Origin of the sequence: Paraburkholderia unamae (genome assembly GCF_003096875.1) — a bacterium.
In the GTDB taxonomy this organism is placed as follows: Bacteria; Pseudomonadota; Gammaproteobacteria; order Burkholderiales; family Burkholderiaceae; genus Paraburkholderia; species Paraburkholderia unamae.
In genome coordinates this window covers 14833-26705 of the sequence record NZ_QEOB01000037.1, presented here as the reverse complement: position 1 = coordinate 26705, position 11873 = coordinate 14833, and the positions used below count along the sequence as shown (strand labels likewise).

The following is an 11873-nucleotide window of genomic DNA, read 5'->3' as shown; positions in this document are numbered from 1 at the left end:
GGGACTTTTTAACTCATAGCTCGAATTATACTCCAGTTGCGGCAAGTCCGTCGTCCTCACGGGCGTGACAAACTGTTTCCCCTTGTTACCCAGTCGGGATGAAGGGCGGGCCGATGCCCGGAACGGAGGCGTTCCCGGGGTAATCGGCCCGCTGGGCGCACGTAATCGCCTGTCACATTTGCGTCGCATTTTGCGTTGCAACGGGGCAACGCAAAGCCGCGAACGCGTTCATGCGCGGGTCAACGTGGCAAGTATGCTCGCGGCATCGCTCACTTCGAACTTGCCGGGTGCCTCGACGTGCAGCGTCTTGACCACGCCGTCGTCGATCACCATCGCATAGCGCTGGGAGCGGATTCCCATGCCACGCGCCGACAAATCCTGCTCCAGTCCGAGTGCACGAGTCAACGCCGCGCTGCCGTCGGCCATCATGCGTACCTTGCCCGAGGTACGCTGATCGCGCCCCCACGCGCCCATCACGAACGCGTCGTTGACGGACACGCACCAGATTTCGTCGACACCGGCCGCGCGCAGCGCGTCGTAGTGCTCGACGTAACCCGGCACGTGCTTCGCGGAGCACGTGGGCGTGAACGCGCCCGGCAATCCGAAGATCACCACGCGCTTGCCTGCCGCTTCCTTTCGCACGTCGAAGCTGTTGGGCCCCAGCGTGCAGCCCTCGCGTGCGTCTTCGATGAACTCGAAGAGGGTCGCTTCGGGCAGCGTTTCACCCTGTTTGATCATGACTCGTCCTTTGCAGCGATGCGCAAGCGTGTCGCGCCGGCGTCCCGCAATGTTGGGCAACGATGTACTCCAAGGTTACACAGAAACGACTGGCGACACCGCGCCTGTCCCCCACGCTCAACGCGTGGCGGGCAACCGTCCCTGCCGCGCATCCTCCCGGATGCGGCCTCGCTGGTCTTGCTCGCCTTCATTGCGACGCCGCGCGTCATCTGTCTGCGGGCGAGGGCGATGTGTGCTTTCGCGCCCTGCCGCAGTCAGATCGGCTCGCGTGTCAGTCCGCCTGCTTGCGCAGGAACGCCGGAATGTCGTACGTGTCGACGCCCTTTTCCTGAAGCGCCTGCACGTGCGAAGCCGCGGTGTCGCGCGACGTGCGCCACACAGCCGGCGTGTCGAGCGCGCCGTAGTCGGCCGTGTTGCCGTGGCCGCTGTGCTGCGGTGCGTACGAACCGGCCGGAGCCGGGATCGGATGGTTGTCCGTGCCCGTGCGCAGCAGTTGCATCGGCGCGGCTTGCTGCTTCTTCGCAGCGCGGCCAAGGCCCGTTGCCACCACCGTCACGCGCAGCGCGTCGCCCATCGCGTCGTCGTACACCGCACCGAAGATCACCGTCGCATCTTCCGCAGCGTAGCTCTTGATGGTGTTCATCACTTCGCGCGTTTCCGACAGACGCAGCGAACGGCTCGACGTGATGTTGACCAGCACGCCACGCGCGCCCGACAGATCGACGCCTTCGAGCAGCGGGCTCGCCACGGCCTGTTCCGCCGCGAGGCGCGCGCGATCGACACCGGCAACCGTCGCCGTGCCCATCATCGCCTTGCCCTGCTCGCCCATCACCGTCTTCACGTCTTCAAAGTCGACGTTCACGAGGCCGTCGACATTGATGATTTCGGCGATGCCGGCCACTGCGTTATTCAGAACGTCGTCCGCGCACTGGAAGCACTTGTCCATCTCGGCGTCATCGCCCATCACGTCGAACAGCTTGTCGTTCAGGACGACGATCAGCGAGTCGACGTGATCCTCCAGTTGCTGCGAGCCGGCTTCCGCCACGCGCATGCGCTTGCCGCCTTCGAACTCGAACGGCTTGCTCACCACGCCAACGGTGAGAATGCCCATTTCCTTGGCGATCTGCGCGACCACGGGTGCCGCACCCGTACCCGTGCCGCCGCCCATGCCGGCGGTGATGAACACCATGTGCGCGCCGCGCAGCGAGTCGGCGATACGCTCACGGGCTTCTTCCGCTGCCGCGCGACCCATCTCCGGCTTGGCTCCTGCACCCAGGCCCGTGTTGCCGAGCTGGATCACGGCCGATGCACGCGAGCGCGAAAGCGCCTGTGCGTCCGTGTTCATCACGATGAAATCGACGCCTTGCACGCCGCGGTTGATCATGTGCTGCACGGCATTGCCGCCAGCACCACCAACGCCTACCACCTTGATGATGGTGCCGTTGGTTTCCGTTTCCAGCATCTGGAATTCCATGTTGCCTCCGTCAAGAAAAAGATTCCGCTCCTCGGCCGTTATCCAGTGGAAGATCGGGCAACCCTCCACTGCGCGCCAGCCGCCGTCACCGGCGCGGTTTTCGAAGCTTGTACTTCGCCTTCTGTCCTGCGACTTCTGCTCTTAGAAGTTGCCGAGGAACCAGTCCTTCATGCGAGTGAAGACCTGACCCATCGACCCCGACTGCACTGCAACCTTGCGCCCGCGCATGCGCTGCGAGCGGCCTTCGACGAGCAGGCCCATCGCCGTCGAGTAGCGCGGATTGCGCACCACGTCGGCAAGCCCGCCCGCGTATTCCGGCACGCCAATGCGCACCGGCTTCAGGAAAATGTCCTCGCCCAGCTCGACCATGCCCGGCATCATCGCGGCGCCGCCCGTGAGCACGACGCCCGAGCTCAGCAATTCTTCGTAGCCCGACTCGCGCACCACCTGCTGCACGAGCGAGAAAAGCTCTTCCACGCGCGGCTCGATCACGGCCGCGAGCGCCTGGCGCGACAGCGTGCGCGGACCGCGCTCGCCCAGACCCGGCACTTCGATCATCTCGTCCGGGTCGGCCAAGGCCTGCTTCGCGATGCCGTAGCTCACCTTGATGTCTTCCGCGTCGGGCGTCGGCGTGCGCAGCGCCATGGCGATGTCGCTCGTCACCTGGTCGCCCGCGATCGGAATCACCGCGGTATGGCGAATCGCGCCTTCGCTGAAGATCGCGATATCGGTCGTGCCGCCGCCTACGTCGACGAGCACCACGCCCAGTTCCTTCTCGTCCTCGGTCAGCACCGCCAGCGACGAAGCGAGCGGTTGCAGGATGAGGTCGTTCACTTCGAGGCCGCAGCGGCGCACGCACTTCACGATGTTCTGCGCGGCGCTCACCGCACCCGTCACGATATGCACCTTCACTTCGAGGCGAATGCCGCTCATGCCGATCGGCTCGCGCACATCTTCCTGACCGTCGATGATGAATTCCTGCGTGAGGATATGCAGCACCTGTTGATCGGTCGGGATGTTGATCGCCTTCGCCGTTTCGATCACGCGCGCGACGTCTGCCTGCGTGACTTCCTTCTCCTTGATGGCGACCATGCCGCTCGAGTTGAAGCTGCGAATGTGGCTGCCCGCAATGCCGGTGAATACGTTAGTGATCTTGCAGTCGGCCATGAGTTCCGCTTCTTCGAGCGCTCGCTGGATAGACTGCACCGTGGCCTCGATGTTCACCACCACGCCCTTCTTGAGACCTTTCGATTCGCTCTGGCCGAGGCCGATCACTTCGTAGTGGCCATCGCCCTTCATTTCGGCGACGACGGCCACCACCTTCGACGTCCCGATGTCGAGGCTGACCAGCAGATCCTTATAGTCTTTACTCATATCGTGCTCGTTGCGTGTGATGTCCTGTTACTTCTTGCCCGGAGCGGGCGTGTCGCTGATGAAGCGCATGCCGGCCGCCCTTATCGCAAACCCGTTCGGATAACGCAGGTCCGCATATTCGATCTCTTTGCCCCAACGCTGCGTGACCGCTGTCCACGCCGCGATGAGCCGATGCGAGCGCTCGCCCAGCGTGTCGGCGTTGCGCTCGCGGCCCAGCTCCACCTGCGTGCCGTTCGAGAGCTTCACCGTCCACGCGTAGCGCGGCGAGAGCGTCACTTCGTCAGGCGTGAGCCCGAGCGGCGCAAACCACTTCTCGAAGTCGTGATAACGCGCGACCACTTCGGGCGCGGTGCCGTCCGGGCCGTCGAACGCGGGCAGGTCCTCGTCGAGTTCGCCCTGGTTCGCGGTGAACAGCTCGCCATCGGTGCTCACGAGCTGATCGCTGCCCCACGTGCCCAACGGTTTGTACTCTTCGAGCGTGACAGCCAGCGCATTGGGCCACACGCGGCGCACGCTCGCGTGGCGCACCCACGGCATCTGCTCGAACGCGGTGCGCGCCGTGTCGAGATCGACGGTGAAGAAGTTGCCCTTCAGGCGGCCGACCACGCTCGCGCGCACCGTGGGCGAGTTGATGTGCTCGGTGTCGCCTTCGATGCGGATTTCGCGCAGCGCGAAGTTGGGCCGCTGCACGAGCCAGTAGCAGCCGGCCGCCAGCAGCGCGAGCGCGAGCATCGCGTGCAACGCGTTGGCGGCAAGGTTGAGCTGGCGTACGTTATTCCACATGTCGAGATTGTCGGTTCAGTGCAGGTTCGGCAATTCGTCGGTCAGAGATTAATCAGGGCCTCAATTGTTCAACGTAAGCGCGAGCACGCGCACCACGAGGTCGCGATACTCGATGCCCACCGCGCGCGCGGCCTTCGGCGGCAGCGAGTGATCGGTCATGCCGGGCGCCGTGTTCACTTCGAGGAAATACGCGTTGCCCGCGCCGTCCATCATGAAGTCGGCGCGGCCCCAGTCGGTGCAACCAAGCACGTCGAACGCGCGGCGCGCGAGCTTCTTCAGTTCCGCTTCCTTCTCGGGCGCGACGCCGCAGGGAATCAGATACTGCGTCGTGTCGAGGATGTACTTCGCGTCGTAGTCGTAGAACTCGCCCGCCGGCACGATCTTGATGATCGGCAGATCGAGGTCGCCCGCGATGCACGCGGTGTACTCGCCGCCGCCTTCGATGCTCTTTTCCACCAGCACGATCTTGTCGAACTTCGCAGCTTCCACGAGCGCCGGCACGAGTTCGGCTTCGGCCTTCACCTTGATGACCGCGACGCTCGACCCTTCGCTCGCCGGCTTCACGAACAGCGGCAGGCCGAGCTTCGCGACGATCTGCGGCGCGCGCGCCGCGTAGTCGTCGCCGCGCAGCACGGTTTCGAACGGCGGCGTCGGAATGCCGAGCTGTTGCCACACGAGCTTGCTGCGGAACTTGTCGAGCCCGAGCGCCGAGCCGAGCACGCCCGTGCCCGTATAGCGGATGCCGTAGAAGTCGAGCGCGCCCTGGATCTGGCCGTTCTCGCCATAACCGCCATGCAGCGCGTTGAACGCGCGCACGAAGCCTTCGTCCTTCAACGCCGAAAGCGGACGCTCCGAGGGGTCGAACGCATGCGCGTCGATACCGGCGCTTTGCAGCGCCTGAAGCACCAGCGAGCCCGACTTGAGCGACACCTCGCGCTCGGCGGACACGCCGCCGAGCAATACCGCCACCTTGCCAAATTGTTTCGCGTCGATACTGCTCATGTCACTCACGCCTTTTGTTCCTGTACGGCGATCCGGCCCGGCACACCGCCGATCGAACCCGCGCCCATCGTAATCACCACATCGCCGTCGCGCACCACCGCGGCCAGCGCGTCCGGCATCTCATCCACCGTTTCGATAAACACCGGCTCGACCTTGCCCGCCACGCGAATCGCGCGGGCGAGCGCACGGCCGTCGGCCGCGACGATCGGCGCTTCGCCGGCCGCGTAGACATCGGTCAGCACGAGCGCGTCGACGGTCGAGAGCACGCGCACGAAATCTTCGAAGCAGTCGCGCGTGCGCGTATAGCGGTGCGGCTGGAACGCCAGCACGAGCCGGCGCTCGGGAAACGCGCCGCGCGCCGCTGCAATCGTCGCCGCCATTTCCACCGGGTGATGGCCGTAGTCGTCGATCAACGTGTAAGCGCCGCCGCCGTTGACGGGAATTTCGCCGTAGCGCTGGAAACGGCGGCCCACGCCGTTGAATTCCGCGAGCGCGCGCTGAATGTCGGCGTCCTTCACTTCGAGTTCGGTCGCGATCGCGATCGCCGCCAGCGCGTTCTGCACGTTGTGCGTGCCCGGCAGGTTCAGCACGATGTCGAGCGACGGCGCGTCTTCGCGCATCACCGTGAAGTGCATCTTGCCTTCGCGCGCGACCACGTTCACCGCGCGCACCTGCGCGTCGGACGCGAGGCCGTAACGGATGATCGGCTTCGACACGAACGGCAGGATCTCCTTCACGTTCGGGTCGTCCACGCACAGCACGGCAATGCCATAGAACGGCAGGCGATGCGTGAATTCGATGAACGCCTGCTTCAGGCGCGCGAAGTCGTGCCCGTAGGTGTCCATGTGATCGGCGTCGATGTTCGTAATGACTTCGATCACCGGGAAGAGGTTCAGGAACGATGCGTCGGATTCATCGGCTTCCGCCACGATGAAGTCGCCCGTGCCGAGGCGCGCATTCGCGCCCGCGCTGATGAGGCGTCCGCCGATCACGAAGGTCGGGTCGAGCCCGCCCGCCGCCAGCACGCTCGCCACCAGCGACGTGGTGGTGGTCTTGCCGTGCGTGCCCGCGATCGCGATGCCCTGCTTCAGACGCATGAGTTCCGCGAGCATCACGGCACGCGGCACGATGGGAATGCGGCGATGGCGCGCCGCGAGCACTTCCGGGTTGTCGCTGCGCACGGCCGTGGAAACGACCACGGCGTTCGCGCCTTCGATGTTCTCTTCGGCATGGCCGATCGCGATGCGCGCGCCGAGCGCGGCGAGTCGATCGGTGACCCCGTTCTTTGCGAGGTCCGAGCCGCTTACCTGGTAGCCGAGGTTGACGAGCACTTCGGCGATGCCGCTCATGCCTGCGCCGCCGATGCCGACGAAATGGATATGTTTGACGATGTGTTTCATTGCTTTCCTCCCGCTACTACGCCCGCCACGGTCGCGCAGATGCGTGCGACCTGATCGGCGGCGTCGGGTTTCGCGAGCGCGCGAGCGCGCTCGGCCATTTCCGCCAGCGATGTTCTGGTCTGATGCCGCAACCAGTCGGCAAGTCCTTCCGCCGTCAGGTCGCGTTGCTGCACCACGAGCGCTGCGTCCTTGTCGGCAAGGAACGCGGCGTTGGTGGTCTGGTGGTCGTCCACGGCGTAGGGGAACGGCACGAAGCATGCCGCCACGCCCACCGCCGCGATCTCGGCCACCGTCATGGCGCCCGAACGGCAGATCACGAGATCCGCGTTCTGGTAGGCGCTCGCCATGTCGTCGATGAACGGCACGAGTTGCACCGCGTCGTCCCCTTCGTTCGAAAGGAGACCGGCGCCGATATAGTTTTGACGCAAGGCGTCGATGTGCTTCGCGCCCGCCTGATGCACGACGTGCGGGCGCTCTTGCGGCGCGAGCAGCGAGAGCGCACGCGGCACGACTTCGTTGAGCGCCGTGGCGCCGAGACTGCCGCCCACCACGAGCACGCGCAGCGGACCGGTGCGCGCCGCATAGCGCGCCTTCGGCTGATCGACGTGCTCCAGCGCCTCGCGGATCGGATTGCCGGTCCACTCGGCGTCGGGCAGCGCGCCGGGGAACGCCACGAGCACGCGCTTCGCGAGCCTGGCGAGCACCTTGTTCGCGAGACCCGCGATCGAATTCTGTTCGTGCAGCACGAGCGGACGGCCCGACAGCGCACTCATCACGCCCGCCGGGAACGTGATGTAGCCGCCCATGCCGAGCACGACATCGGGCTTCACGCGGTGCAGCGCCGCGAGGCTCTGCGTGCACGCGCGCAGCAGATTGAGCGGCAGCATCAGCTTGGTCTTGATGCCCTTGCCGCGCACGCCGCCAAAGCGCACGTATTCCATCGCGATGCCGTGCCTGGGCACGAGCGTCGCTTCCATGCCTGCGGGATTGCCGAGCCACACCACGCGCCAGCCCCACTGCTCCATGCGATGCGCGACGGCGAGCCCCGGGAACACGTGTCCCCCGGTGCCGCCGGCCATCACCATGAGCGTGCGCGTTGCTGCGGTCATACTTTCCCTCCGCGCATCAGGACCCGGTTCTCGTAATCGACGCGCAACAGCAGTGCCACCGCGACGCAGTTGAGCAAAATGCCCGAGCCGCCGTAACTCACGAGCGGCAGCGTGAGACCCTTGGTCGGCAACAGACCCAGGTTCACGCCCATGTTGATGAAGGCCTGCGCGCCGAACCACACGCCCAGGCCCTTGGCGACGAGACCCGCGAACGTGCGGTCGAGCGCGAGCGCCTGGCGGCCGATCTCGAACGCGCGGCGCACGATCCAGTAGAACAGCAGGATCACGACCAGCACGCCGACGAAACCGAGTTCCTCGCCGATCACGGCGAGAATGAAGTCGGTATGCGCTTCAGGCAGATAGTTGAGCTTTTCGACGCTGCCGCCGAGGCCCACGCCGAACCACTCGCCGCGACCGAACGCGATGAGCGAGTGCGTGAGCTGATAGGCCTTGCCCTGCGCGTAGCGGTCGTCCCACGGATCGAGGTACGCGAAGATCCGCTCGCGGCGCCACGGCGACGCCCACACGAGCAGCGTGAAGGTGCCCACGGCCGTGGCCACGAGGCCGCCGAACAGCTTGCCGTTCACGCCGCCGAGGAACAGCACGCCCATCGCGATCGCGGCGATCACCATGAACGCGCCCATGTCGGGTTCGAGCAGCAGCAGCGCGCCGACCACGCCCACGGCGAATGCCATCGGCAAGAAGCCCTTCGCGAAGCTGTGCATGTATTCCTGCTTGCGCACCGTGTAGTTCGCCGCATAGATCGTCACGGCGAGCTTCATGATTTCCGACGGCTGCATGTTCGTGACGCCGAGCGGAATCCAGCGCCGCGCGCCGTTCACGCCCTTGCCGATGTGCGGAATCAGCACGACCACGAGCATGGCGAGCGAGATGAGAAAGAGCTTCGGTGCGTAGCGTTCCCATGTGGAAACGGGAATGCGGAACGCGACGAGCGCGGCGATCGTCGCGATCGTGAGCGAGACGAGGTGGCGCACGAGGAACGCCCAGTCGCGGTACGACGCGTACTTGGGCGAATCGGGCATGGCGATCGAAGCCGAGTAGACCATCACGACGCCAAGTCCGAGCAAAGCGATCACGGCCCACAGCAGCGAGTGATCGTAGTCGAGCATGCGCGAGCGGCCCGGCCGCACGCCGTTGACGACGCTCGCGAGGCCGCTCGAACGCGGCGCGCCGCCGTTCGTCGAGCCGCCCGCCCCACCGCCCTCACGCGATAAACGCGCACCGAATCGTTCGGACCAACTCATATCATCGTCCCCCGTTCTGCGGCGATGTCTTCCACCGTGTCGCGGAACACGGCCGCGCGATGGGCGTAGTTGCGGAACATGTCGAGGCTCGCGCATGCGGGCGAGAGCAACACCACGTCGCCCGGTTGCGCGAGCGCCGTGGCGGCGCGCGTCGCTTCTTCGAGCGTCGCGTGGTCGCTCATCGCGACGCCGGTTTCTTCGAGCGCGGCGCGAATCTTCGCTGCGTCGCGGCCGATCAGCATCACGGCGCGGCACCAGCGCGCAACCGGTGCGACGAGCGGATCGAAGTCCTGGCCCTTGCCGTCGCCGCCGGCAATCAGCACCGTGCGCTGCGCGAGTCCGTCGAGCGCCGCGACCGTCGCGCCCACGTTCGTGCCCTTGCTGTCGTCCACGTAGTCGATCCCTTCGATCGACGTGATCAGCTCCACGCGATGCGGCTCGCCGCGATACTCGCGCAGGCCGTGCAGGAGCGGCGCGGGCGGCAGCTGGATCGCACGCGTGAGCGCAAATGCCGCAAGCGCGTTCGCCGCGTTGTGCAGGCCGCGAATGCGCAGCGCGTCGGCGGGCATGAGGCGTTTCATGCCGAGATTCACGGGCGCGGCTTCCTGCTGCTTGCGACGGCGCGGGGACACCGGCACATCGGCCGCGTCGAGATCGTGCGCCTGCACGAGCCACTGCATGCCGTTTTCGCGCAGCAGACCGAGGTCGCCGTCGTTCTCGGGCTCGTCCAGGCCGAAGGTCACGACCTTCGCGTCCGCGCTTGCCTTCACGCTTGCGAGCGACATCACGCGCGCGTCGTCACGGTTGAGCACGCGCGTCGTGCGCGGTCCGAAGATGCGGCCCTTCGCGGCCGCGTAGGCGTCGAGGCCGCCGTGCCAGTCGAGGTGGTCTTGCGTGATGTTGAGAACTGCGGCCGCATCGGGCTCGAACGTGTGCGCCGTTTCCAGCTGAAAACTCGACAGTTCGAGCACCCAGATGTCGGGCAGCGCGGTGTTGTCGATCGCCTCGGCGAGCTTGTCGAGCATCGCCGGGCTGATGTTGCCCGCCACCGCCACGCGCTTGCCCGCGCGCTCGCAGAGCATGCCCGTCAAGCTCGTCGTGGTGGTCTTGCCGTTCGTGCCGGTAATGGCGAGCACCTTCGGCGCGTAGCCGCTTTCGCCGAGATGGCGCAGCGCCTGCGCGAAGAGTTCGAGCTCGCCCCACACTTCGATGCCGCGCTCGCGCGCCGCCGCGATCAGCGGCACGAGATCTTCGGCGAGCGGCGAAAGGCCCGGGCTGATGGCGACCAGCTCCACGCCTTCGAGCAAGGCGGTCGTGAACGGGCCGCCCACGAAATCGGCGTCGATGCCGCGCGCGGCGAGTTCGGGCAAATTAGGCGGCGTTTCGCGCGTGTCGGCAACGCGCAGGCGGCAACCATGCCGCGCGCACCAACGCGCCATCGCGAGACCCGATTCCCCGAGTCCCAGCACGAGCACCATCGGCTTTTGCCGATCCCGAAACTTCTCGCCAAACATCGCTTGCTTCCTTCCCTTACCTTGGTGAACGCCTAAGATCGATCAACGCAGCTTCAGAGTCGACAGGCCGATCAGACACAGCATCAGCGTGATGACCCAGAAGCGCACGACAACCTGCGTCTCTTTCCAGCCGGACAGCTCGAAATGGTGATGCAGCGGCGCCATCTTGAAGATGCGGCGCCCTTCGCCGTAACGCTTTTTCGTGTATTTGAACCAGGTGACCTGGAGCATCACCGAGAGCGTTTCCGCCACGAAAATGCCGCCCATGATGAACAGCACGATTTCCTGACGCACGATCACGGCGATGGTGCCAAGCGCGCCGCCGAGCGCGAGCGCGCCCACATCGCCCATGAACACCTGCGCGGGATACGTGTTGAACCAGAGGAACGCCAGGCCCGCCCCGCCCATGGCCGAACAGAAGATCAGCAATTCGCCGGCGCCGGCAATGTGCGGGAAAAGCAGGTATTTGGAGTAGACCGAGCTGCCCATCACGTAGGCGAACACGCCGAGCGATGCGCCGACCAGCACGACCGGCATGATCACGAGGCCGTCGAGGCCGTCGGTGAGGTTCACGGCGTTGCTCGCGCCGACGATCACGAAATACGTGAGCGCGATGAAGCCCCACACGCCAAGCGGATAGCTGATCGACTTGAGGAACGGCAGCAGCAGGTCGGCGCGCGCGGGCAGGCCCATCGACAGGCCGCTGCGCACCCACGCCATGAAGAGGTCGAACACGCGCACGTTGCTCGCTTCGGACACGCTGAACGCGAGATACACCGCCGCGAACAGACCAATCACCGACTGCCAGAAGTACTTCTCGCGCGAGGACATGCCGCGCGGGTCCTTGTAGACGACCTTGCGATAGTCGTCGACCCAACCGATCGCGCCAAACCCGAACGTGACGAGCATCACGATCCAGATAAAGCGGTTCGTGAGGTCGCCCCACAGCAGCGTGGAAACCGCGATGCCGAGCAGAATCAGCACGCCGCCCATGGTGGGCGTGCCGGACTTCACGAGGTGCGATTGCGGGCCGTCCGTACGTACGGCCTGGCCGACCTTCATCGCGGTGAGCTTGCGGATCACCCACGGGCCGAGGAAAAGCCCGATCCCCATCGCGGTGATGGTGGCCATCACCGCACGGAACGTCAGATAACTGAACACGCGCAAGAAGCTTGCGTCATTCTGCAGCCATTGCGCCAGCGCCAGTAGCATGC

The 11873-nt window shown here is 65.6% G+C and carries 10 protein-coding genes; all 10 read right to left on the bottom strand.

Annotated elements, in window-relative coordinates; genetic code table 11:
• Window positions 1-228 precede the first annotated feature (228 nt).
• The 10 genes from C7402_RS42130 to mraY all read right to left on the bottom strand — a co-directional run bounded on the left by C7402_RS42130 (window position 229) and on the right by mraY (window position 11871).
• Complete coding sequence (locus C7402_RS42130; RefSeq protein ID WP_112177524.1) at window positions 229-738, bottom strand: peroxiredoxin; 510 nt, start codon at window positions 736-738, stop codon at window positions 229-231.
• A gap of 271 nt (window positions 739-1009) precedes the next feature.
• Window positions 1010-2212: a cell division protein FtsZ gene (ftsZ, locus tag C7402_RS42125; RefSeq protein ID WP_112177525.1), complete on the bottom strand. Its 1203-nt coding sequence runs from the start codon at window positions 2210-2212 to the stop codon at window positions 1010-1012.
• A gap of 141 nt (window positions 2213-2353) precedes the next feature.
• Window positions 2354-3586, bottom strand: a complete 1233-nt coding sequence (gene ftsA, locus C7402_RS42115; protein WP_112177526.1) for a cell division protein FtsA — start codon at window positions 3584-3586, stop codon at window positions 2354-2356.
• Window positions 3587-3613: 27 nt separating this feature from the next.
• Window positions 3614-4369: a cell division protein FtsQ/DivIB gene (locus C7402_RS42110; RefSeq protein ID WP_112177527.1), complete on the bottom strand. Its 756-nt coding sequence runs from the start codon at window positions 4367-4369 to the stop codon at window positions 3614-3616.
• Between the two features lie 60 nt (window positions 4370-4429).
• Complete coding sequence (locus C7402_RS42105; protein WP_112177528.1) at window positions 4430-5371, bottom strand: D-alanine--D-alanine ligase; 942 nt, start codon at window positions 5369-5371, stop codon at window positions 4430-4432.
• A 5-nt stretch (window positions 5372-5376) separates the two neighbouring features.
• The gene (murC, locus tag C7402_RS42100; RefSeq protein ID WP_116614782.1) at window positions 5377-6771 is read right to left on the bottom strand and encodes a UDP-N-acetylmuramate--L-alanine ligase; all 1395 of its coding nucleotides are present in this window, start codon (window positions 6769-6771) and stop codon (window positions 5377-5379) included.
• The gene (gene murG / locus C7402_RS42095; RefSeq protein ID WP_112177530.1) at window positions 6768-7880 is read right to left on the bottom strand and encodes an undecaprenyldiphospho-muramoylpentapeptide beta-N-acetylglucosaminyltransferase; all 1113 of its coding nucleotides are present in this window, start codon (window positions 7878-7880) and stop codon (window positions 6768-6770) included. The genes murC and murG overlap by 4 nt, the downstream gene beginning before the upstream one ends.
• Entirely contained in the window at window positions 7877-9145 is a 1269-nt protein-coding gene (gene ftsW, locus C7402_RS42090; protein ID WP_112177531.1) for a putative lipid II flippase FtsW, read from the bottom strand. The genes murG and ftsW overlap by 4 nt, the downstream gene beginning before the upstream one ends.
• Complete coding sequence (gene murD / locus C7402_RS42085) at window positions 9142-10659, bottom strand: UDP-N-acetylmuramoyl-L-alanine--D-glutamate ligase (protein WP_116614781.1); 1518 nt, start codon at window positions 10657-10659, stop codon at window positions 9142-9144. Before murD ends, ftsW begins: the two co-directional genes overlap by 4 nt.
• 42 nt (window positions 10660-10701) lie before the next feature.
• Window positions 10702-11871, bottom strand: coding sequence for a phospho-N-acetylmuramoyl-pentapeptide-transferase (gene mraY, locus C7402_RS42080; protein WP_112177533.1), 1170 nt, complete (start codon window positions 11869-11871; stop codon window positions 10702-10704).
• Window positions 11872-11873 lie beyond the last annotated feature (2 nt).

Coding starts and splice junctions, on each gene's coding strand:
- C7402_RS42130 (WP_112177524.1), bottom strand. CDS start 738: ATGATCAAACAGGGTGAAACGCTGCCCGAAGCGACCCTCTTCGAGTTC.
- ftsZ (WP_112177525.1), bottom strand. CDS start 2,212: ATGGAATTCCAGATGCTGGAAACGGAAACCAACGGCACCATCATCAAG.
- ftsA (WP_112177526.1), bottom strand. CDS start 3,586: ATGAGTAAAGACTATAAGGATCTGCTGGTCAGCCTCGACATCGGGACG.
- C7402_RS42110 (WP_112177527.1), bottom strand. CDS start 4,369: ATGTGGAATAACGTACGCCAGCTCAACCTTGCCGCCAACGCGTTGCAC.
- C7402_RS42105 (WP_112177528.1), bottom strand. CDS start 5,371: ATGAGCAGTATCGACGCGAAACAATTTGGCAAGGTGGCGGTATTGCTC.
- murC (WP_116614782.1), bottom strand. CDS start 6,771: ATGAAACACATCGTCAAACATATCCATTTCGTCGGCATCGGCGGCGCA.
- murG (WP_112177530.1), bottom strand. CDS start 7,880: ATGACCGCAGCAACGCGCACGCTCATGGTGATGGCCGGCGGCACCGGG.
- ftsW (WP_112177531.1), bottom strand. CDS start 9,145: ATGAGTTGGTCCGAACGATTCGGTGCGCGTTTATCGCGTGAGGGCGGT.
- murD (WP_116614781.1), bottom strand. CDS start 10,659: ATGTTTGGCGAGAAGTTTCGGGATCGGCAAAAGCCGATGGTGCTCGTG.
- mraY (WP_112177533.1), bottom strand. CDS start 11,871: ATGCTACTGGCGCTGGCGCAATGGCTGCAGAATGACGCAAGCTTCTTG.